The 21,662-nt window shown below is 61.4% G+C and carries 16 protein-coding genes and 1 pseudogene; 13 read left to right on the top strand and 4 right to left on the bottom strand.

The features are described 5' to 3' along the window. The first annotated feature begins 297 nt into the window (after positions 1–297). The 6 genes from fdnG (at position 298) to CVE23_RS08515 (ending at position 9,944) form a co-directional block, all read left to right on the top strand. Entirely contained in the window at positions 298–3,345 is a 3,048-nt protein-coding gene (gene fdnG, locus CVE23_RS08490; RefSeq protein WP_100849308.1) for a formate dehydrogenase-N subunit alpha, read from the top strand. A gap of 12 nt (positions 3,346–3,357) precedes the next feature. Then, positions 3,358–4,266 (top strand): formate dehydrogenase subunit beta, encoded by a 909-nt coding sequence (fdxH, locus tag CVE23_RS08495; protein ID WP_042859392.1) that lies wholly within the window; start codon positions 3,358–3,360, stop codon positions 4,264–4,266. Continuing rightward, positions 4,259–4,900: a formate dehydrogenase-N subunit gamma gene (fdnI, locus tag CVE23_RS08500; protein ID WP_042859393.1), complete on the top strand. Its 642-nt coding sequence runs from the start codon at positions 4,259–4,261 to the stop codon at positions 4,898–4,900. Before fdxH ends, fdnI begins: the two co-directional genes overlap by 8 nt. Before the next feature lie 418 nt (positions 4,901–5,318). Further along, positions 5,319–6,344 carry a LacI family DNA-binding transcriptional regulator gene (locus CVE23_RS08505; protein WP_100849309.1) on the top strand — a complete coding sequence of 342 codons (1,026 nt, stop codon included), beginning with the start codon at positions 5,319–5,321 and terminating at the stop codon, positions 6,342–6,344. Positions 6,345–6,480: 136 nt separating this feature from the next. Then, positions 6,481–8,610, top strand: a complete 2,130-nt coding sequence (locus tag CVE23_RS08510) for an alpha-galactosidase (RefSeq protein WP_100849310.1) — start codon at positions 6,481–6,483, stop codon at positions 8,608–8,610. Between the two features lie 53 nt (positions 8,611–8,663). Next, on the top strand, positions 8,664–9,944 hold the full coding sequence (locus tag CVE23_RS08515) for an MFS transporter (protein WP_100849311.1): 1,281 nt from the start codon (positions 8,664–8,666) through the stop codon (positions 9,942–9,944). Between the two features lie 117 nt (positions 9,945–10,061). On the opposite strand, the gene CVE23_RS08520 is transcribed toward CVE23_RS08515, so the two are convergent. Further along, positions 10,062–10,868 (bottom strand): C1 family peptidase, encoded by an 807-nt coding sequence (locus CVE23_RS08520; protein WP_038918588.1) that lies wholly within the window; start codon positions 10,866–10,868, stop codon positions 10,062–10,064. 252 nt (positions 10,869–11,120) lie between these two features. Between CVE23_RS08520 and CVE23_RS08525 the strand changes: the two are divergent. The 5 genes and pseudogenes from CVE23_RS08525 to CVE23_RS08545 all read left to right on the top strand — a co-directional run. Further along, positions 11,121–11,303: pseudogene (locus tag CVE23_RS08525) on the top strand (ABC transporter); the annotation flags it as partial. A 221-nt stretch (positions 11,304–11,524) separates the two neighbouring features. Beyond that, on the top strand, positions 11,525–12,856 hold the full coding sequence (locus CVE23_RS08530; protein WP_100849312.1) for an NAD(P)/FAD-dependent oxidoreductase: 1,332 nt from the start codon (positions 11,525–11,527) through the stop codon (positions 12,854–12,856). Between the two features lie 9 nt (positions 12,857–12,865). Beyond that, complete coding sequence (locus CVE23_RS08535; RefSeq protein ID WP_100849313.1) at positions 12,866–13,714, top strand: GNAT family N-acetyltransferase; 849 nt, start codon at positions 12,866–12,868, stop codon at positions 13,712–13,714. Then, the gene (locus tag CVE23_RS08540; RefSeq protein ID WP_100849314.1) at positions 13,714–14,640 is read left to right on the top strand and encodes a 2-hydroxyacid dehydrogenase; all 927 of its coding nucleotides are present in this window, start codon (positions 13,714–13,716) and stop codon (positions 14,638–14,640) included. Before CVE23_RS08535 ends, CVE23_RS08540 begins: the two co-directional genes overlap by 1 nt. A 2-nt stretch (positions 14,641–14,642) precedes the next feature. Next, positions 14,643–15,095: a M20/M25/M40 family metallo-hydrolase gene (locus tag CVE23_RS08545; RefSeq protein ID WP_100849315.1), complete on the top strand. Its 453-nt coding sequence runs from the start codon at positions 14,643–14,645 to the stop codon at positions 15,093–15,095. 101 nt (positions 15,096–15,196) lie between these two features. Here the strand turns inward: CVE23_RS08545 and dsbG are convergent, their stop codons facing one another. The 3 genes from dsbG to CVE23_RS08560 all read right to left on the bottom strand — a co-directional run bounded on the left by dsbG (position 15,197) and on the right by CVE23_RS08560 (position 17,179). After that, entirely contained in the window at positions 15,197–15,949 is a 753-nt protein-coding gene (dsbG, locus tag CVE23_RS08550; protein ID WP_049855180.1) for a thiol:disulfide interchange protein DsbG, read from the bottom strand. Positions 15,950–16,021: 72 nt separating this feature from the next. After that, positions 16,022–16,381 (bottom strand): copper resistance protein, encoded by a 360-nt coding sequence (locus CVE23_RS08555; RefSeq protein ID WP_100849316.1) that lies wholly within the window; start codon positions 16,379–16,381, stop codon positions 16,022–16,024. A gap of 153 nt (positions 16,382–16,534) precedes the next feature. Then, on the bottom strand, positions 16,535–17,179 hold the full coding sequence (locus tag CVE23_RS08560; protein ID WP_100849317.1) for a TetR/AcrR family transcriptional regulator: 645 nt from the start codon (positions 17,177–17,179) through the stop codon (positions 16,535–16,537). Positions 17,180–17,338: 159 nt separating this feature from the next. Between CVE23_RS08560 and CVE23_RS08565 the strand changes: the two genes are divergently transcribed. Then, positions 17,339–18,493: an efflux RND transporter periplasmic adaptor subunit gene (locus CVE23_RS08565; RefSeq protein WP_100849318.1), complete on the top strand. Its 1,155-nt coding sequence runs from the start codon at positions 17,339–17,341 to the stop codon at positions 18,491–18,493. Between the two features lie 2 nt (positions 18,494–18,495). After that, a complete protein-coding gene (locus tag CVE23_RS08570) occupies positions 18,496–21,570 on the top strand; it encodes an efflux RND transporter permease subunit (RefSeq protein WP_100849319.1) in 3,075 nt (1,024 codons plus the stop codon). Positions 21,571–21,662 lie beyond the last annotated feature (92 nt).

The following is a 21,662-nucleotide window of genomic DNA, read 5'->3' on the forward strand; positions in this document are numbered from 1 at the left end:
TGTTACGCATTCGTAGCGATAGGTTATTGGTATGGGTAATGGCGGGTGGGCGGTGATGGTGAGATGAGGTGCTGATACCGAAAAAAATAGGGGGCGAAACAGCGCCACAATGTCGATTAAATAAGCATTTTAATCGTTATGTATTTAATTGCATAACGAAAATTCGTCTGCCAATACCCATAAAGGGGGTGAATGTACCATTAAAACCGTAATTTTTGATTTTGCTCAAAATCTCCTCGTGGCGTGTTGTTAGATTTCCCGCAACAAAAAAAATACATAAATTTTATAGGGAAAAGCATGCAAGTTAATCGAAGGGGCTTTTTTAAAGTCTGTGCCGGGGGAATGGCTGGGACGACACTCGCTGTCTTAGGGTTTACGCCAACGGAAGCGATGGCATCGGTCCGTCAGTACAAGCTGCTGCGGGCGAAGGAAACGCGCAATAACTGCACTTACTGTTCCGTCGGCTGCGGGCTGCTGATGTATAGCCTGGGCGACGGGGCGAAAAACGCCAAACCCGCCATCTTTCACATCGAAGGGGATCCGGATCATCCGGTCAGTCGCGGCTCGTTATGCCCGAAAGGCGCCGGTCTGGTGGACTACATCCACAGCGAAGGCCGCCTGAAATACCCGGAGTACCGCGCGCCCGGTTCGGACAAATGGCAACGCATCAGTTGGGATGACGCCATTGACCGCATCGCCCGCCTGATGAAAAAAGACCGCGACGCCAATTTCGAGCGCGTCAACGCCAAAGGCGCGCTGGTCAACCGCTGGCTGACCACCGGGATGCTGTGCTCTTCCGCCGCCAGCAATGAAACCGGCATTCTCGACCAGAAGTTCGCCCGTTCGCTGGGGATGGTCGCCATCGATTGTCAGGCCCGCCTGTGCCACGGCCCGACCGTTGCCGCGCTGGCGCCGACCTTTGGCCGCGGGGCGATGACCAACAACTGGGTGGATATCAAAAACGCCAACGTGATTATCGTGATGGGCGGCAACGCAGCGGAAGCGCACCCGGTCGGTTTCAAATGGGCGGTGGAAGCCAAAACCCACAATGACGCCAAACTGATTGTGGTCGATCCGCGCTTCAACCGTTCCGCCGCGGTCGCCGATTTGTACGCGCCGATTCGCGCCGGTTCCGACGCCGCGTTCCTGCTGGGCATCGTCAACTACCTGATTACCCACGACAAGATTCACCACGAGTATGTGAAGTCTTACACCAGCGCCAGCCTGATCGTGCGTGAGGATTTCAGCTTCGACGACGGCCTGTTCAGCGGCTATAACCCACAAACTCGCCAGTATGACAAGAGCAGTTGGCAGTACGAACTGGGGGCGGACGGTTTCGCCAAACGGGATATGACCCTGACCCACCCGCGCTGCGTGTGGAACCTGCTGAAAAAACATGTTTCCCGCTACACGCCGGAGATGGTGACCTCGCTGTGCGGCACGCCGGCGAAAGCCTACGAAGAGATTTGCCAGTCGCTGGCGGACACTTGCGTACCCAACAAAACCGCCACCTTCATGTACGCGCTGGGCTGGACCCACCACACCAACGGCGCGCAGATTATCCGCGCGGCGGCGATGATCCAACTGCTGCTGGGCAACATCGGCATGGCGGGCGGCGGCATCAACGCGCTGCGCGGCCATTCCAACATTCAGGGCTATACCGACCTGGGGCTGCTGAGCCTCAATTTGCCGGGTTACATGCCGCTGCCGTCCGAGAAACAGGGCGATCTGAAAACCTATCTCAGCCAGATCACGCCGGACACGCTACTGCCGGATCAGGTGAACTACTGGAAAAATACGCCGAAGTTTTTTATCAGCATGATGAAGAGCTTCTGGGGCGACAACGCGCAGGCGTCCAACAACTGGGGCTATGACTGGCTGCCGAAGTGGGACCGTAGCTATGACGTGATGGTCCAGACCGAACTGATGCTGGACGGCAAAATGAACGGCTACATCGTTCAGGGCTTTAACCCGCTGGCGGCGTTCGCCAACAAAAACAAGGCCACCGCCGCGCTGTCGAAACTGAAATACATGGTGGTGATCGACCCGCTGGCTACCGAAACCTCCACGTTCTGGCAGAACCACGGCGAGTTTAACGACGTGAATTCGGCTGACATTCAGACCGAAGTGTTCCGTCTGCCGTCCAGCTGTTTTGCCGAAGAAAACGGCTCCATCGCCAACTCCGGCCGCTGGCTGCAATGGCACTGGGCCGCGGCCGAGCCGCCGGGTGAAGCGCTGCACGACGGTAAAATCCTCGGTCGGCTGATGATGCGCCTGCGTGAGCTGTACCATGAAGAGGGCGGCGTCTGTCCGGAACCGGTGATGAACATCAACTGGAACTATCAGGACCCGGAAGACCCGACGCCGGAAGAGATCGCCCGCGAAGGTAACGGCATGGCGCTGGCGGACGTGTTTGATGACAAAGGCAATCTGGTACTGAAAAAAGGCCAACAGCTGTCCGATTTCTCGCAACTGCGCGACGACGGCACTACCGCCAGCTTCTGCTGGATTTACGCCGGTAGCTGGACCGACGCCGGCAACCAGATGGCTAACCGCGACAATACCGACGTCGGTCTGGGCAGCACGCCGGGCTGGGCCTGGTGCTGGCCGCAGAACCGCCGCATTTTGTACAACCGCGCGTCGGCCGATTTGCAGGGCAAACCCTGGGACAGCAAACGCAAGCTGTTGGAATGGAACGGCCAGAAGTGGAAGGGCATCGACGTACCGGACTTTGCCGCCACCGTACCGCCGGGCAAAGACACCATGCCGTTCATCATGCTGCCGGAAGGCGTGGCGCGGCTGTTCTCGCTGGACAAGCTGGCGGACGGCCCGTTCCCGGAACACTACGAACCGATAGAAACCCCGCTTGGCACCAACCCGCTGCACCCGGCGGTGGTGTCCAACCCGGCGGCGCGCCTGTTCGCGCGCGACGCCAAAACCATGGGCAAGGCGAGCGATTTCCCGTACGTCGCCACCACCTATTCCATTACCGAGCTATTCCGCCACTGGACCAAACACGCGCGGATGAACGCCATCATTCAGCCGGAGCAGTTTGTCGAAATCGGCGAGAACCTGGCGAAAAGCAAAGGGATTCAGGCGGGCGACATGGTGAAAGTGTCCTGCCAGCGCGGTTACATCAAAGCGAAAGCGGTGGTGACCAAGCGCATCAAGACGCTGACCGTGGCCGGGAAAGCGATCGAAACCGTCGGCATTCCCTGTCACTGGGGATTTGAGGGCGCCACGCGCAAGGGATTCCTGGCGAATACCCTGACGCCGAGCGTCGGCGACGCGAACTCGCAAACGCCGGAGTACAAGGCGTTCCTGGTCAATGTGGAAAAGGTGTAAGGGTAAAACGTTATGTCAATGCAATCTCAGGATATTATCCAGCGCTCGGCCACCAGTAGCCTGACGCCGCCGCCACAGGTTCGGGATGATAAAAGCGAAGTCGCCAAACTGATCGACGTCACCACCTGCATCGGCTGTAAAGCCTGTCAGGCGGCCTGTTCCGAATGGAACGACATCCGTGATGACGTCGGTCACAACGCCGGGGTGTACGACAATCCGGCCGATCTGAGCGCCAAATCCTGGACGGTGATGCGCTTCTCCGAAGTGGAAAGCGAAGACCGTCTTGAGTGGCTGATCCGCAAGGACGGCTGTATGCACTGCGCCGAACCGGGCTGCCTGAAAGCCTGCCCATCGGCGGGCGCCATCATTCAGTATGCCAACGGCATCGTCGATTTTCAGTCCGAGCACTGCATCGGTTGCGGCTATTGCATCGCCGGCTGTCCGTTCAACATTCCGCGCTTAAACAAGCAGGATAACCGCGTCTACAAATGCACGCTGTGCGTGGATCGCGTCAGCACCGGACAGGAGCCGGCCTGCGTGAAGACCTGCCCGACCGGCGCCATCCACTTCGGCACCAAGGACGAGATGAAGCAGCTCGCCGCCGAACGTGTCGCGCATCTGCAAAAACGCGGCTACGACCAGGCCGGCCTGTACGACCCGCAGGGCGTCGGCGGCACCCACGTGATGTATGTGTTGCATCATGCGGATAAACCGTCGCTGTACCATAACCTGCCGGACAACCCGAAAATCTCGACGCCGGTCAACCTGTGGAAAGGCATTCTCAAACCGCTTTCGACGCTGGGCTTCGTCGCCACCTTCGCCGGGTTGATGTTCCACTACATCGGCATCGGGCCGAACACGGAAGAGACCGCGCACCCGCATGAAGGGCAACCGCACGAAGGAGAAGATAAGCATGAGTAACCCGAAAATGATTGTGCGCACCAAATTTATTGACCGTGTCTGCCACTGGATTGTGGTGATCAGCTTCTTTATGGTGGCGCTGTCCGGCATCGCGCTGTTTTTCCCGACGCTGCAATGGTTGACGCAGACCTTCGGTACGCCGCAGATGGGACGCATCATGCACCCGTTCTTCGGTATTCTGATTGTGGTGTGTCTGGTGCCGATGTTCTTCCGCTTTGTCGGGCATAACATTCCGAAGCTGCGTGATTTGCCGTGGTTCCTCAACATCATCGAGGTGCTGAAGGGTAATGAGCATGAAGTCGCCGACGTGGGCAAGTACAACCCCGGCCAGAAGATGATGTTCTGGAGCATCATGGGGTTGACGCTGGTGCTGCTGATTACCGGCATCATCATGTGGCGCCCGTACTTCGCGCACCTGTTCCCGATCGACGTGGTGCGTTACGCCATTCTGCTGCACGCCACGGCGGCCATCGTGCTGATCCACGCCATCCTGATTCACATGTACATGGCGTTCTGGGTGCGCGGCTCGATCAAAGGGATGATCGAAGGCAAGGTATCCGAGAAGTGGGCGTTGAAACATCACCCGCGCTGGGCGCGTGATGTGATCGCCAAGGCCAATAAAGACAAGAAATAAGGCTCCCTTCTCGTAGTGCCTTTCATGGCAGGCGAAGGGGTTTCCGGCGTTAAAAACGGTGCTGAGGTGGACGACTTCGCTGGGTGAGCCGCATGGACGCGGCGAACGCCGAAGGAACCGCGAAGCGGCACTGTTTAGCCCTCAGCCAGTGGTCAAGGAGAGGTGGCGTTTGAGCTCACTCTGTTTCATGTCGTGATAGCTAATCACGACATGAGCAAGATACAAACCTCTCCTTGTCGTGCGAGCGGTAATATTACAAAGGAAAGATTGGCTTTACCTCGCACGAAATCATCCACAGTCCAGACGGATAATACCATTCACAAGACATCCAGCTGTTTGTCAACAGCCTCTCACATCCCCCCTTGCGGCGATTTGTGATAGTCTGGCGCGTAACGGAATTCAGGGTGGGTGGTGCGCCATGTCACTGAAACAGATTGCAAAAACGCTGGGGCTGTCGGTCACTACCGTCAGTCGGGCGCTGAACGGCTACGATGACGTGGCCGCCGAGACGCGTCTGCGGGTGGAAGAGGAGGCGCGGCGTCTCGGCTATCGCCCCAATACCTTTGCCCGCCGCCTGAAAATGGGCCGCATTGATGCGGTGGGTCTGGTGTTCCCGTTGCAGCCTGCGCCGCTCAGCAATACGACCTTTATGGAGATGGTGGCGGAGATCAGCCATGAATTGTCGAAGCAGGAGATTGACCTGCTGTTGATCGCCGACGAAGAGCAGTCCGACCACCCTGCGTTTTTGCGCATGATTGAAAGCCGCCGGGTGGATGCGCTGATTGTCGCCCACACCCTGCAACAGGACTCTCGCCTGCAGTATCTGCAATCGATCCGCTTTCCGTTTCTGGCGCTCGGGCGCAGCGACCTGCCGTCGCCCTATGCCTGGTTCGATTTCGACAATCAGGCTGGCGCCGCGCTCGCCGCCCGTCACCTGATCGCGCTCGGCCATCGCCATATCGCCTTTCTTGGCGAACACCACCCGCAGTCGTTCATTGTCCAGCGGCGCGCCGGTTATCTGGACGCGCTGGCCGCCGCCGGTATCGACCGGCGCGACGAATTGCTGCGTCAGGTCGCGCCATCACGGCGGGAAGGATACCAGACCACCTTGCAATGGCTGGCGCTCACGCCGCCGCCCACCGCCATCGTTGTCGACGGCAGTACGCAGGGGGAGGGGGCAGCGCTGGCGTTGCGCGACAGCGGACGCCTGCAGGGCGAGCAGGCGGTATCGCTGATCGTCTATGACGGCCTGCCGGCTGACTCGCTGGTGGAGATACCGGTCACCGCTATTACGCAGGCCACCCGCGCGCAGGTCGGGCAGCAGATCGCCGATATGGTATTTCGCCTGCTGGCGGGAGACGATCCTGCGTCGTTGCAGGTCTTGTGGCAACCGCAATTGCGTGCCGGGCAGACCGATAATCCGCCGCCGGCGCAGGCCGGATAGCCGTTCCCGCCGACGCGTTCATATCATCGCTTTCATCGTTCGCTTTTTAACCCGATCACAAAACCAAAACGTTTCGGTTTCTATCCGAAACGTTTCGGAATACAACTAACCTCATCAATCGTTCAGGAGGATGAGGATGGATACGACGCTGATTCGTCTCGCCAGTCCGGCGACGGACGTGATTGTCCGCTGCCGGCCGGCGGCGGAAATACTGTACTGGGGGCCGCATCTGGCGACGTTTTCACCGCAGGATGCCGACAGCCTGTCGCGGCCGGTGGCGAACGGACGGCTGGATGTGGATGTGCCGGTGACGCTGGCGGCGGAAACCGGACGCGGGCTGTTCGGCTCGCCGGGGATCGAAGGTCATCGCAACGGCCTCGACGCCTTTGCGGTGCTGGCCACCGTTGAGGTACGGCAACCCGACCCACAGCAATTGGTTATCGTGGCGGAAGACCTGCAGGCCGGCCTGCGCCTGACCACCGAATTACGGCTGCACGCCGACAGCGGGGTACTGCAACTGCGTCACAGCCTGACCAATCTGCATCCGGGCGACTGGCAGGTACAGCGGCTGGCGACGACGCTGCCGCTGCCGGAGTCGGCGGCGGAGGTGATGGCGTTTCACGGCCGCTGGGTGCGGGAGTTTCAGCCGCATCGCACCTTGTTGTCGCACGGCAGTCTGGTGCAGGAAAACCGCCGCGGGCGCACGTCGCACGAATATTTTCCGGCGATGATCGGCGGCGAGCCGGGGTTTGCCGAGCAGCATGGTCAGGTGTGGGGCGTACACCTTGGCTGGAGCGGCAATCACCGGCTGCGCGCGGAAGTGAAAACCGACGGCCGGCGACTGTTGCAGGCGGAGGCGCTCTATCTGCCCGGCGAAATCGCGCTGGCGCAGGGGGAGTCTCTGACCACGCCGTGGCTGTACGCCGCCTATTCCGGGCAGGGGCTGAACGGCATGAGCCAGCAGTTTCACCGGTTTTTGCGTCAGGAGATTATCCGTTTTCCGCACGGTAAGCCGCGCCCGGTGCACCTCAACACCTGGGAAGGGATCTACTTCGAGCATGACCCGGCCTACATTATGCAGATGGCGAGTCAGGCGGCGGCGCTGGGCGTTGAGCGCTTCATTATCGACGACGGCTGGTTTCGCGGCCGCGACCATGACCGCGCTGCGCTCGGCGACTGGTACGTGGACCAACGCAAGTACCCGCAGGGGTTGATGCCGGTGATAAACCATGTGCGGGAACTGGGCATGGAGTTTGGTATCTGGGTGGAGCCGGAGATGGTCAACCCGGATTCCGATCTCTGCCGCGCCCACCCGGACTGGCTGCTGGCGCTGCCCGGCTACGCTCAACCGAGCGGTCGTTACCAGTACGTGCTCGACCTGTCTAACCTCGAGGTCTTCGATTACCTGCTGGCGCGCCTGAGTTGGCTGTTGGGCGAGCACCCTATCGATTACGTGAAATGGGATATGAACCGCGAGCTGGTGCAACCGGCGCATCAGGGACGGGCGGCGGCCGACCGCCAGACGCAGGCGTTTTACCGTCTGCTCGATGTGCTGGGCGAGCGCTTCCCGCAGGTGGAGTTTGAGTCCTGCGCGTCCGGCGGCGGGCGTATCGATTATGAGGTGTTGCGGCGTTGCCACCGCTTCTGGGCGTCCGACAATAACGACGCGCTGGAGCGGCAGACGATTCAACGTGGTATGAGCTACTTCTTTCCGCCCGAGGTGATGGGGGCGCACATCGGTCATCATCGCTGTCATGCCACCGGACGCCGGCACGGCATTGCCTTTCGCGGCCTGACGGCGCTGTTCGGCCATATGGGCATCGAACTGGATCCGGTGCGCGCCGATGCGCAGGAGCAGGCTGGTTTTCGCCATTACGTGGCGTTGCACCGGCGTTACCGCGCGCTGCTGCACACCGGCTGCCTGTGGCGGGTCGACATGCCGGACGCCTCCACCCAGGTGCAAGGGGTAGTCAGCGCCGATCGGCGTCAGGCGCTGTTTCTGGCGGCGCAACTGGCGATGCCGGATTACGCGCTGGCCGGGGTGCTGCGCTTCCCCGGCCTGGACCCGCAGGCTCGCTATCGGTTGACCGTGGTGGATCATCCTGACCTGAAGCCGGTGATTGAAGGCGGCAGCACCATGCGCCAGTTACCGGCGTGGATGGCGACGCCGGCGGAATACAGCGGTGAATGGCTGATGAAAGCCGGGCTGCGCCTGCCGATCCTCAACCCGGAAACGGCGCTGCTGCTGGCGTTGGAACGTCTGTAATACGGCGGGAGAGGGCGACCTCTCCCCAGTCTGGACCCTCTGAGGATAATAATATGGACATCAGCCACCCGACCCCACGCATCACCACCCACAAACATAATCGTAATTTCTGGATTTTCGGCCTGTTCTTCTTTCTGTACTTCTTCATTATGGCGACTTGCTTTCCGTTTCTGCCGGTCTGGCTGGCGGAAGTGATCGGCCTGAACAAAACCCAGACCGGGGTGGTGTTTTCCGCCATTTCGCTGTTCGCCATTCTGTTTCAGCCGCTGATGGGCGTATTGTCGGACCGGCTGGGGCTGAAAAAACACCTGCTGTGGGTTATCGCCATCTTGCTGTTTTTGTTCGCACCGTTCTTTCTGTATGTGTTTGCGCCGCTGCTCAGGGTCAACAGCCTGCTGGGGGCGATGGCGGGCGGCGTGTATATCGGGCTGGTGTTTTCCGCCGGTTCCGGCGCGGTGGAAGCCTACATTGAGCGCGTCAGCCGCCAGAGCGGTTTCGAGTACGGCAAGGCGCGCATGTTCGGCTGCCTGGGCTGGGGGCTGTGCGCCTCGACGGCGGGCATGTTGTTTAACGTCAACCCGGCGCTGGTGTTCTGGATGGGGTCCGGCGCGGCGGTGATTCTGCTGGTGTTGCTGCTGATAGCCCGTCCCGAGCCGCATCCGACGGCGCAGGTGATGGACGCGCTGGGCGCCAATCAACCGCAAATGACGCTGAAAATGGCGGCCGGGGTATTTGGCGATCGTAAACTGTGGATGTTTGTGCTGTACGTGGTGGGGGTGGCCTGCGTGTATGACGTGTTCGACCAGCAGTTCGCCAACTTCTTCAAATCGTTTTTCGCCACGCCGCAGCAGGGCAATCAGGTATTTGGCTTTGCCACCACGCTTGGCGAACTGGCTAATGCCGTCATCATGTTCTGTTCGCCGTGGATCATCAACCGCATCGGCGCCAAAAACACGTTACTGGTGGCGGGGACGATCATGACGGTACGCATCGGCGGGTCGGCATTCGCCACCACGGCGGTGGAAGTCGTGGCGTTGAAAATGCTGCATGCGCTGGAGGTGCCGTTCCTGCTGGTGGGTGCGTTCAAGTACATCACCACCACCTTCGACACCCGACTGTCCGCCACCATCTACCTGATTGGCTTTCAGTTCGCCAAACAGTCGGCGGCGATTTTCCTGTCGGCGATGGCGGGGAATCTGTATGACCGCATCGGTTTTCAGCACACCTATCTGATTCTTGGCGCGATCGCCCTGACGGTGACTATTATTTCGGCGTTCACGCTATCCGGCTCGCGCGCCAAGGCGCAGCCCGCGTATCGCACAACGCTATCCTGAAATCTGACAGGACAAGGTCTGCCGTCTGACGCCGGCCTTGTCCGTACTTTCATCGCGGTGTGCGGGACGCTGCGCAAGCTGCACGAAGTATTGCCGGATACCGGCCAATCAGAGCGCCTAATTCTTAACCGTATTGATGGTCCAGATATCCTGCGACAGCCGGCGGTCCAGCAGGTAGGCGTACGGCATGTAGAAATAGCCGTTCTCCCCCACGTCTTTTCCCCACGAATTTCGGAATTTGAATAGCTGAGTGGCGTTGTCATACCCCACGCACAGCACCGCATGACCGCCTTCCGGTCTGTCCTTGCCGGAGGGCAACGGCACCACCACCGGCAGATTTTTCAAATCAACCCAACTGGAGTACACGGTAAAACCGAACACAAATGGAAAGCCGCAGGCCAGACAGTTTTGCAGGTGCGCCAGGTCCTGGTGCAGCCGCTGATAGTTGGTGATGGTATATTTCTGCGCATCCTGATAGCAGCGCGCCGGTGGCTTGGTGGCGGCCGGCGCGCCGGGCGGGAACTCGCCGCCGTCTTCCTGCGGCGGCGTCGCCACGTAGGGCCACTCGTCTTCCGGACAGACGCCGAGTTTGTGCAGGGTTTTGATACCGTCGCGCAGCATGGCGCCGGAGTCGTGTTTGACGTCTCCTTCAATGGTGCGTTCGTTGTAGTAGATAAATAGCCGGGAAGGCGTGAAGTTCGGCCTTTCACCGATTTTTAACCGGCTGAATTGTACGGCGCCCGCCAGCGCGTTAGCGGTACAGGAGCCGATGGGGCCCTGATCGTACACTTCGAACGTCGGGGTCAGGTCTACTTTGGCCGGCAAGACTTTCAGTACGCTTGGGTCCGGCGCGTAGAAATGGTCGCGGATATCCGGGATATCAGGAATGTAGCCCAGCAGGGATTTACGTCTTTTGGTTAGCATGATAATCCACCTCGTGGTCGTAGGGTTCCCGCCCATTGTTGACGATGCGCTTGATACAGCTATCGGAATGGGTTGAGAGATCGTGACCGGCTGATAACCGTCTGTTGCAGGATATGACCCCGGAAAATCCGGCATCGTCCGTCAGCGTCGTTCGCCTGCCGCTGACGGCACAAAATGCGGTTTGCGCCGGTAACACCGTGGTTTGTTTCGTTACATCCTGTCGAATGCGCATCGGTCGCGCGGGCGTTGGTGGTATGCGATGAAATTATCGTGATGAAAGATGGACATAAAGTGACGCAGGTGGCCCGCGCCGATTACGATAAGCCGTCGTCGGAACGCTATGATGAATGCCTCAAACGGGCGGTGCCGGAATTGCGGCTGGGCTGGCTGGAAGAGCATGAGTCCTTACCGGCCGACGTGTTGCGGGCAGAATAGTTGCGGGCGGAATAAACGGAACGCCGTGGCGACAGACCGCTAGCGTCATCGCTTATGCGGGCGAGCGAGGGCGTTGCAACGCAACATGGCTGTTTATTCTGCGCAGCGTCGCTTATCGTACGTGCATGGACGGGTTGGTAACAAAAACAATTGGGCTGTTGGTTAACAGCCCCGGCGTCAACGACGCCTTTTCTATTCTTAGGGAATTACAGAGGAACAACATGCCTGCACCCATCAGATATGTTCAGGACAGCAGCCAGTTGCCGGATCAGGCGGACGTGGTGGTGATTGGCGCCGGAATTGCCGGCGCGGCGGCAGCGTATGAACTGGCGAAAAAAGGCGTCAGCGTGTTGCTGCTGGAAAAAGGGCTGGTCGGCGGCGAGCAATCCAGCCGCAACTGGGGATGGTGTCGGCAGCAGAACCGCGACGAGCGCGAATTGCCGCTGATTATCTACGCGCTGCGCCGCTGGGAGGAACTGCAACAGGAAACCGGCGAAGAGTTGGGATTCCGCCGCTCCGGCCTGCTGTACACCACGCAGGATCAGACGGAGATCGACGCCTGGGACAAGTGGGGCAAGATGGCGAAAGGCTATGGCGTGCGCAGCGACATCCTGAATGCCGAGCAGGCCAAAGCGATGACGCCGGGCAGCATCACCGCGTGGCTGGGCGGGGTGTCGTCGCCCACCGACGGTCATGCCGAACCGGCGCTGGCCTGCGCCGGGCTGGCGATCGCCGCCCAGCGCCTCGGCGCCAGCGTGATCCAACAGTGCGCGGTGCGCGGGCTGGACATCAGCGGCGGGCGGGTCAGCGGCGTGTGGACCGAGCGCGGGCGGGTGAAAACCTCAACGGTGATTTGCGCCGGCGGCGTCTGGAGCTCGCTGTTCTGCCGTCGTCACGGCATCGAACTGCCGCTGGGCAACGTGATTGGCACCGCGTTTCGCACCGCGCCGATCGAGCAGGCGATCGGCCTGCCGTTTTACACCGCCGCGTTTGCCTGCCGCCCGCAGCTGGACGGCAGCTATACGGTGTCGGTGTCCGGGCGCGGCCGGCTGGAGCCGGGTTTCCAGAGCCTGCGCTACGCCCGTCAATTTTACCCTACCTTCCGCGCCCGGCGTAAAAACCTGTCGTTCCGGCCGGGCATCAAACCGTTCCTGTGCGGGCCGGAGGCGTGGGCACGCTGGTCATTCGACGGCGTTTCGCCGTTCGAGAAAACCCGCATTCTCGACCCGGCGCCGGACATGGCGATGGTGAGCGAAGGGCTGGCGGCGATGCGGCGTGAATACCCGGCGCTGGCCGCTATCCGCGCCGTACAGGCGTGGGGCGGCATGATAGACAGCACGCCGGACGCCATTCCGGTGATTTCGACGGTGGAGAGTCTGCCGGGGCTGGTGTTGTCCGCCGGGTATAGCGCGCACGGTTTCGGCATTGGACCGGGCGCCGGTCGGCTGGCGGCGGATCTGGTGACCGGCGAGACGCCGGTGGTGGACCCGACCCCGTTCCGCTATGCCCGACTGGTGGACGGTTCCGGGCTGAAGGCACCGGGCATGATGTGAGGACCAGACATGACGATAACGTTACGCGCCATGACGGCGGCGGATGCCGACTACGGCTGGTCGCTGACTCAGCAGATGAACTGGCCGCACCGGCTGGAAGACTGGCGGGACGCGCTGCAACTGGGCGAAGGGCTGGTGGCGGAAGACCGGGGGCAACCGGTGGGCACCGCGCTGTGCTGGCGCTGGGGGGACCGCTGGGCCACCATCGGTCTGGTGGTGGTGGACGGGCAGCAGCAGGGGCGCGGCATCGGCCGGATGCTCATGGAAGGGTTGTTAGCCGGCCTTGACGGCTATCAGGTGCGGCTGCACGCCACGGCCGCCGGGCAGGGGCTGTACGCCCGGCTGGGATTTGCGCCGGTGGGCGAAATTCATCAGTACCAGTGTCCGCGGTTGCCGGCGTTCGCCGCGCCCGTATTGCTCGATGGGCAACGGCTGCGGGCCGCCGCGCTGGATGATGCGCCATACCTGACGGCGTTGGATCAACAGGCGCACGGGCTGGCGCGTCCGGCGCTGATCGCCTGGCTGCTGCGTCAGTCGGCGCAGAGTCGGGTGCTGGAACAGCACGGCCGTACCGCTGGTTTTGCCGCGCTGCGCCGTTTTGGCCGCGGTTACGCCATCGGCCCGGTGATTGCCGACAGCGCGGATAACGCCCGTCGGTTGATCGGCGCGCTGATGGCCGAGGTCAGCGGCGAATTTGTCCGTATCGATAGCGATGCCGCGCTCGGGCTGGGAAGCTGGCTGGCCGACTGCGGGCTGCAGCAGGTGGACGCGCCGGTCACCATGATCCGGGGTGCGCCGTGGCAGCCGGAGGCGGGCGGAATGCGCGCCTGGGCGCTGATGACGCAGGCGATGGCGTAATGAACATTCTGTATAAGTCGATGGCAGAGCGTGGGCGGCTGTGGGCGGAAATCATCGCCCGCCGTTATCCGCAGGCGCGTTTCTGGCAGTGGCCCGAGGTGCCGGACCCGGCGGCGGTGGACTATCTGGTGGCGTGGGACGCGTCGGCGGACCTGATCGCCAGCCTGCCCAATCTCAAGGTGTTGTTTTCGGTAGGGGCCGGCGCCGATCAATTCGACTATGCGGCGCTGCCGCCGTCGCTGCCGGTGGCGCGAATGGTGGAACCGGGCATCGTCAGCGGCATGGTGGAGTACGTCACCTTTGCCGTATTGGGGCTGCACCGCGACATGCCGTTGTATCTGCAACAGCAGCGCGAACAACGCTGGCAGGGACATCCGCTGGTGCCGGCGTCGCAACGCCGCGTCGGCGTGATGGGGCTGGGCGAGCTTGGGCAGGCGGTGGTGACGCAGTTGCAGTCGCTTGGTTTCGCCTGTCGCGGCTGGAGCCGCACGCCCAAATCCTTGCCGGGCGTGGCGTGTTTTGCCGGCGACGCGCAGCGGGCGGCGTTTCTGGCCGACACCGACATTCTGGTGTGCCTGCTGCCGCTGACCTCTGCCACCCACGGCATGCTCAACGCGTCGCTATTCGACCAGTTGCCGGCGGGTGCGGCGTTGGTGCAGGTCGGGCGCGGCGCGCAGCTGAACCACGACGATCTGCTGGCGGCGCTGGATAGCGGTCGCCTGCGGGGCGCAGTGGTGGATGTCACCGATCCGGAGCCGTTGCCGCCGACGCATCCGTTCTGGTCGCACCCGGCGCTGTGGCTGACGCCGCATATCGCCAGCCAGACCCAGGCGGACAGTGCGGTGAGCGCGTTGATGGACAACATCGCCCGTTTTGAGCGGGGCGAGCCGATGGTCGGCGTGATCGACCGTCAACGAGGGTATTAAACATGACGGATAACGAGCTGGCGGCGTTGCGCCGCGATCGGCACGCGCACCCGGAGTTAGGGTTTCAGGCGCATCGTACCGCTGAACGGGTGGCGGATTTTCTCGCCGCCTGCGGGCTGGAAGTGCATACCGGCATCGGCGGTACCGGCGTGGTGGGCGTACTGCACGGCCGAAACCGCGACCATTGGGTCGGGCTGCGCGCCGACATGGACGCGCTGCCGATGGACGAGCAGAGCGGGCAACCGTGGCGCAGTCAGCACAGCGGCGCGCACCATGCCTTTAGGCATGACGGCCACACCGCCATGCTGCTGGGCGCGGCGCGGCAACTGGCGGCTTATTGCCATACTGAAGCCCGTTTTTCCTCAGGACCGTTCTTTTTCATCGAAACCGTTATTTCATCAGCCCGGTTATTTTTCATCAGAGAGATGACGCATGCCGATTTGCCGTTGCCCTGACCCCGTCGTTCGCCTGACCCACATCGTGGTATTCGCCCGGTGGCGCCATCGCGACCGGGCGAATAGGTGACAGCATGTCCCGGCCTGCGCCGGGGCATGGTTTATTTCCCCATCATATCGGCCAGTTGCTTTTCATCGGGCAGACCAACGACCTGTTGCAACGCGTTGTCGGCATTCATGTAGTAGATCGCCGGGGTGGCGTTGGCGCCCAGCTCGTCGAGCAACTGCTGGTTGTACTGCAGTTTTTTCACAATCACCGTAGGTGTGGACTCCGGGAACGGCGGCACGGTTTTCCCGTTTGATAACTCAAAGTCGCGCCAGGCCTGGGCGGGGTCTTTCGCGCTGAGGATGGCGGCGGCGTAACGGCCGCTGTCCGGACGGATGATGCCGACCAGCAAGGTGCGGATCTGGACCTTGCCGGACTCCACCCAGGGTTTGGCCATTTCCCAGAACTGCTTGCAGTACGGGCAGAACGGGTCGGCGAACACCACGATGGTGCGCGGGGCGTCGGTTTTACCTTCGGCAATCCACGGCGCGCGCTCCAGTTTTTTCCACATTTCCCGCCCCGCCGGCAGGTAGAGCGTTTTTTCAATCAGCTGTTCGCTGAGATTGTTGCCCTTCTCGTCGTACATGTAGCCAGAAATGGCGTGCTTGCCATCCGGCGTCAGGTAAATCGTGACGCCCATTTTTTGATATTCGCCCAGCCAGCCTTGTAAACCGCCCGGCGCAGAAAAGGGTTTGATGAGTTTAATCCCCTGCTTTTCGAACTGTTTGACGGCTGGGGGAATCGGCTTTTCGGCCTGCGCCGATACGGCGGCAAGCAGGGCGGACAGCAGTAAGTAACGGTATTCCATCGTGATATCTCGATAAATTTCATGCGTTGAATGTCATTGTGCCCGCGGAATAAAACCGGGGGGACGGTTAACTCATTCACGAAAAACGCAATGCTTCAGGTGTATGCGCAGTAGCGGCGGGAAAAACAGGTGGGCGACCGGAAACGTCAGCCTGATCTTTACCCGCGGAGCCACGGCGGCAAACACCAGGGTGAGGAGCGGGATAATGTGTTCCATCAGCAGCGGCTGCACCATCAGCAGCGAATGCGCGCTTAGCTGGCAGGGCGTTATGGCGGCGGGCGGATCCTCGCTTGGTGCGAACGCCGACGCCGTCGCGCTAATAGGGTTCGCCAGCAGCAGTTGCAAACTGGCGACCCGCTGTATCAGGCAGGTCAGCATGCTCAGGCAGGCAAGCGCTAAAAAAAGGTTTCCGACAAGCTGGCGATTTCGCATGGTTATTCCGCGTTGTGGCGCGCGTTGAGGGTAGTGAAACGCACTAATCATAGAGCAGTCTGCCGCAATGGCAAGGCGCTGAACGGTAAGGCGCCGAACGGTGAGGTGAGGTCTGGTTCGCCGCGAGCCAGACCGTGCGGGCGACTGGCCTGATTACTCTTGGCGAGGCTCGACCTGACCGGGAAGGCCCACCAGCGCAGCGACGAGCGCCGCCACCGTCGGCCAGGCCGACAGGGCGTCTTGACCACTGAGCAGACGGTCATCGATCACGCCCAGTAAGCCGCGCAGAATGAACGTGGCGGTCAGGTGCGCGTCAGTTACCCGCCACGCGCCGGCCCGGTGCCCTTGTTCCAGTATGGCGATGAACTCCCCCATAAACGCTTCATCGCTGGCGCTCCACAGAAGGTAGTCGGCGCCGCTGAATACAATGGCGTGCAATTCTCCCAGCTCAAGATAGCTTTCGATCGCCGCCTGCACCCAGCTTTCCAGTTGGGATGCGTAATCCTCTTTGGCGCAGCGTGCCAGCGCGCCGTTGATATGCTCGTGAAAGCGCCGGATAAACTCAGCGCGCAGCGCATCCAGCAATGCGCTTTTGCTGTCGTAATGGTGGTAGAAGGTGCCTTTCGACAGTCCGGCCACGTCAACAATCTCATCCACCGTGGTGGCTTCAACGCCTTTTGCCGCAAATAGCGCCATGGCGGTATCCAGTAGCTTACGGGCGCTGCGGCGTCCCCGCGGCTGGGTTTTTCTTCCTGTCGCGGCGTGTTCACTCCGTTCAGACAGCGTTTCCTGCGGCAAAGGCTTCTCCTTCCATCGGTAGGACCGGGCCGCGTAAAGCGCGCGCCGGTGACGTATACGGACGGTATTTTGCACTGAAAATAATTCTTTGACAAAAAACCGACTGAAAGTACAAAATCGGCGTAATTAGACTGTCAGTCTGTTTTCTCTGGAGTAGATATGAATCACCATTCACAGCACGCGCCGTTTGCCCATACCGACAGGCACAGGTCCTGGAAGATCGTTATTGTTACCGTGGTTGTACTGGCAGTGATTGTTTCTCTGCTCTGGTTCTGGCGCGTCAGCCGCAACATCGCGTGGGGATATGCGCCGGGCGCGCCCGTCAACGTTGTGGCGCTGAAGCTTCAGGCCGCCCCGGTGCCGGACCGTTTCGATGCGTTAGGCAATCTGCGCGCCGTTAATCAGGTCACGCTGGCCAGTGAAACCGCCGGGCGGGTGACGGCAATCGGTTTTGATTCGGGCATGACCGTCAAAGCCGGCGCGCCGCTGGTGCAACTGGATGATGCGCCTGAGCGCGCCGACCTTGTCGCCGCCAACGCCGCCGCCGTCTTCGCCCAGCAGCAGTATCAGCGCGCCGGTAAACTGGCGGAAACCGGCGCCATCTCGACGGAAGTCCTGCAACAACGCCAGTCCGAGCGCGATCGCACCGCCGCGCAGGTGATGCAGCTTGAGGCGCGGATCCGCCAGAAAGCGATTCGCGCCCCGTTCAGCGGCCAGTTAGGGCTGCGGCAGGTCGACGCCGGTCAGTACCTGAACGCCGGCGATACCGTGGCGACGCTGACGGCGCTTGATGCGCTGTATGTGGATTTCACGGTTCCACAGCAGATGTTGTCCCGCATCCGGCCCGGTCAGGATGTGGATGTCATCAGCGACATGCCGGACGTGCCGGCGTCGGTGGCGAAAGTGACGGCTATCGAGCCACAGGTCGGGACGGATACCCGCAACGCCACCGTTCGCGCCCGCCTGAATAACGACGCGCAGCAACTGCGCCCCGGCATGTACGTCACGGCGACGGTGATATTGCCGGACACGCCCGACGGGCTGCTGGTGCCGGCGACCGCCATCATGACCTCGTCGTCCGGGGATGCGGTGATCGCCGTGCGCGGCGAATCGCCGGAAAAAGGCGGCAAGGCGGAGTTCGTACCGGTGGCGACGGGGCGTCGGCTCGGCGATCGGGTCATGATCACCCGCGGCCTCAAGGACGGAGACGTGGTGGTGACGGAAGGGCAGTTGCGCATCCAGCCGGGCGCCGACGTCAACGTAGTGCAAAAACCGGCGGCCGCTGTCGCCCGCCCTGATGCGGGTAAGGAGTAAGCATGCGGTTTACCGATATCTTTATCCGGCGGCCGATTTTATCCGTCGCGCTCAGCATTCTGATCCTGCTGGTCGGCGTCGCGTCGCTCTTTTCCCTGCCGATGCGCGAATACCCGAAAATGGAAAGCGCCACCATCGTGGTGGACACTAACTTTCCGGGCGCTACGCAAAATGTCATGCAGGGGTTTGTGACGACGCCGATCGCGCAGTCGATTGCGACCGCCAACGGCATTGAGTACCTGTCATCGACGTCGACTCAGGGCAAGAGTCAGATCAAGGCGAAGCTGGTGCTGAACGCGGATGCGGACCGGGCAATGATGGAGATTCTCGCCAAGGTGCAGCAGGTGAAATATCGCCTGCCGCAGGGCGTTAACGATCCGGTCATTTCCAAAATCACCGACGGCGCCTCCGCGGTGCAATACCTGGGGTTCGCCAGCGAACGGCAGAGCATCCCGGAAATCACGGATTTTATCACCCGGGTGGCGCAGCCGTTGATCACGTCGGTTCCCGGCGTAGCGTCCGCCAGTATTGAAGGCGGGCAGACGCTGGCGATGCGCCTGTGGGTTGACCCGGTCAAACTGGCGGCCCGCGGCCTGACCGCTTCCGATCTGGCCGATGCCCTGCGCGCCAATAACGTGCAGGCGGCGCCGGGCATGCTCAAGGGCGACGTGACGCAAGTTCCGATTATGGCCGCGACGGACCTGCGCAGCGTTGACGATTTCCGCGCGATGGTGCTTAAGCGGGCGGGTAACGGCATCGTGCGTCTGGGCGATGTGGCGACGGTGGAACTGGGTGGGCAAAACTACGACAGCAGCGCGTTAACCAATGGGACGCGCACGGTGGCGCTGGCGATCTCACCGACGCCGGACGGCAATCCGCTGGAGATCGTAAAAGGCGTGAAAGCCCTGATTCCCGACCTGCAACGCGCCGCGCCGCCGGGCATGACGGTATCCAGCCAGTTTGATACCGCAGGGTTTGTGAATGCGGCTATCGATGAGGTGATGCATACCCTGCTGGAAGCGATCGTGATTGTCATTGTGGTCATCTTCCTCTTCCTCGGCTCGCTGCGGGCGGTGATTATTCCCGTAGTGACCATCCCGCTGTCGCTGGTGGGAACGGCGATGCTGATGCTGGCGTTCGGCTTTTCCCTCAACCTGTTGACGCTGCTGGCGATGGTGCTGGCGATTGGTCTGGTGGTGGATGACGCCATCGTGGTGGTGGAAAACATCCATCGCCATATTGAAGACGGACTGTCTCCGCCGCGGGCGGCATTGCTGGGGGCGCGTGAAATTATCGGCCCGGTCATCGGGATGACCATCACGCTGGCTGCGGTCTATGCCCCGATCGGCCTGATGGGCGGGTTGACCGGCGCGTTGTTCAGGGAATTTGCCTTCACGCTGGCCGGCTCGGTCATCGTGTCCGGGATTGTGGCGCTGACGCTGTCCCCGATGATGAGTAGCTATTTGTTGAACGCCAGCGTTTCGGAAGGGCGTCTGGCTAAACGTATTGAGCATGCCATGCACGGGCTGGCTGGCCGTTATGAGCGGCTGCTGGCGCGCACGCTGCATGCCAGCGCTGCCGTGTTGCTGGTATGCGCCGCGGTGCTGGCCGGGATCGTGCTGCTGTTTATGGGGCTGCAGAAAGAGCTGGCGCCGCAGGAAGATCAGGGATACGTGTTTGTTCAGACCCGTGGGCCGCAATACGCCAACATTCATTACACCGAGCGCTATGCGCATGATGTGGAGCACCTGTTTCGCGCGCTGCCGGATTACCAGAGCAGTTTCTTTGTCAACGGCACCGACGGGCCAAGCTATGGTTTCGGCGGCGTGATCCTGACGCCGTGGACGGAACGGCATCAGAACGCGACCGGGGTGCAGGCGACGCTGAATGCCCGCAGCGGCGAAATCACCGGCGTGTACGCCACGGCGTTCCAGCCGCCGCCGTTGCCGGCCGGCACCGCCGGATTCCCGGTGCAGATGGTGGTGCGCTCGCCGGACGATTTCCGCAGTTTGTACGGCGCGGTCGAGCGCATCAAAGGCGCGGCCTGGGGCAGCGGGCTGTTTGCGTTTGTCGACAGTAACCTGGCGTTTGACAGCCCGGAAGCGAACCTGACGATCAACGCCGCCAAAGCGGGGGAAATGGGGGTCAGCATGAGCGCCATTGCCGATACGCTGGCCGTGCTGGTCGGGGAGAATTATATCAACCGGTTTAACTGGTTCGATCGCTCCTACGACGTGATTGCGCAGGTGCCGCAGGCACAGCGCATTTCCCCGGAGGATCTCGGCGGGTATTACGTGCGCGCGCAGTCCGGCAAGCTGGTGCCGCTGTCTACCGTGGTGGACGTGCATATCCAGCCGGAAGCCAACCGCCTGCCGCAGTTTAACCAGATGAACGCCATCACGCTGTCGGCGGTGCTGATGCCGGGGGTAACGATGGGGCAGGCGGTCGAGTTCCTGCAAAACCAGCCGTTGCCGCCGGGGGCGAAAATCGACTGGCAATCCGACAGCCGGCAATATGTCAAAGAAGGCAATCGCCTGACGGTATCATTCGCGTTTGCGCTGGTAGTGATTTTCCTGGTGCTGGCCGCCCAGTTTGAAAGCATGCGCGACCCGCTGGTGATTCTGGTGACCGTCCCATTGGCGATCTGTGGCGCGCTGCTGCCGCTCTGGCTGGGTTACACCACGCTGAATATCTATACCCAGATCGGGCTGGTGACGCTGATCGGCCTCATTTCCAAACACGGGATTCTGATGGTGTCCTTCGCCAACGACATTCAGAAGCATGAAGGGCTGGGGCCGCTTGACGCCATGCACCGTGCGGCGGTTATCCGTATGCGTCCGGTATTGATGACCACGGCGGCGATGGTGGTGGGGCTGGTGCCGTTGTTGTTTGCCAGCGGGGCGGGAGCGGCCAGCCGTTTCGCCATCGGCATTGTGGTGGTCACCGGCATGTTGATCGGCACGTTCTTCACCCTGTTTGTACTGCCGACGATTTATACCCTGCTGGCGCGTGACCACCGTGCGCACGCCGCTTCTGAGCGCATGCGCGAGCTGGCGCAGGACGCGGGTGATGTGTAAGGCGCTGATGGCGTACTGCACCGCGTTGGTCAGCGGATGCCGCGTCGGGCCGGATGATGTCCGGCCTCCTTCTCTGCCCGGCTGGCGCGTGT

This window comes from Dickeya fangzhongdai (assembly GCF_002812485.1).
GTDB lineage: Bacteria > Pseudomonadota > Gammaproteobacteria > Enterobacterales > Enterobacteriaceae > Dickeya > Dickeya fangzhongdai.

Bases quoted from the DNA above. Each gene is read 5' to 3' on its own strand.
- fdxH (WP_042859392.1), top strand. From the start codon at position 3,358: ATGTCAATGCAATCTCAGGATATTATCCAGCGCTCGGCCACCAGTAGC.
- CVE23_RS08510 (WP_100849310.1), top strand. From the start codon at position 6,481: ATGGATACGACGCTGATTCGTCTCGCCAGTCCGGCGACGGACGTGATT.
- CVE23_RS08515 (WP_100849311.1), top strand. From the start codon at position 8,664: ATGGACATCAGCCACCCGACCCCACGCATCACCACCCACAAACATAAT.
- CVE23_RS08530 (WP_100849312.1), top strand. From the start codon at position 11,525: ATGCCTGCACCCATCAGATATGTTCAGGACAGCAGCCAGTTGCCGGAT.
- CVE23_RS08520 (WP_038918588.1), bottom strand. From the start codon at position 10,868: ATGCTAACCAAAAGACGTAAATCCCTGCTGGGCTACATTCCTGATATC.
- CVE23_RS08505 (WP_100849309.1), top strand. From the start codon at position 5,319: ATGTCACTGAAACAGATTGCAAAAACGCTGGGGCTGTCGGTCACTACC.
- CVE23_RS08545 (WP_100849315.1), top strand. From the start codon at position 14,643: ATGACGGATAACGAGCTGGCGGCGTTGCGCCGCGATCGGCACGCGCAC.
- CVE23_RS08555 (WP_100849316.1), bottom strand. From the start codon at position 16,381: ATGCGAAATCGCCAGCTTGTCGGAAACCTTTTTTTAGCGCTTGCCTGC.
- dsbG (WP_049855180.1), bottom strand. From the start codon at position 15,949: ATGGAATACCGTTACTTACTGCTGTCCGCCCTGCTTGCCGCCGTATCG.
- CVE23_RS08540 (WP_100849314.1), top strand. From the start codon at position 13,714: ATGAACATTCTGTATAAGTCGATGGCAGAGCGTGGGCGGCTGTGGGCG.
- fdnG (WP_100849308.1), top strand. From the start codon at position 298: ATGCAAGTTAATCGAAGGGGCTTTTTTAAAGTCTGTGCCGGGGGAATG.
- fdnI (WP_042859393.1), top strand. From the start codon at position 4,259: ATGAGTAACCCGAAAATGATTGTGCGCACCAAATTTATTGACCGTGTC.
- CVE23_RS08565 (WP_100849318.1), top strand. From the start codon at position 17,339: ATGAATCACCATTCACAGCACGCGCCGTTTGCCCATACCGACAGGCAC.
- CVE23_RS08570 (WP_100849319.1), top strand. From the start codon at position 18,496: ATGCGGTTTACCGATATCTTTATCCGGCGGCCGATTTTATCCGTCGCG.
- CVE23_RS08535 (WP_100849313.1), top strand. From the start codon at position 12,866: ATGACGATAACGTTACGCGCCATGACGGCGGCGGATGCCGACTACGGC.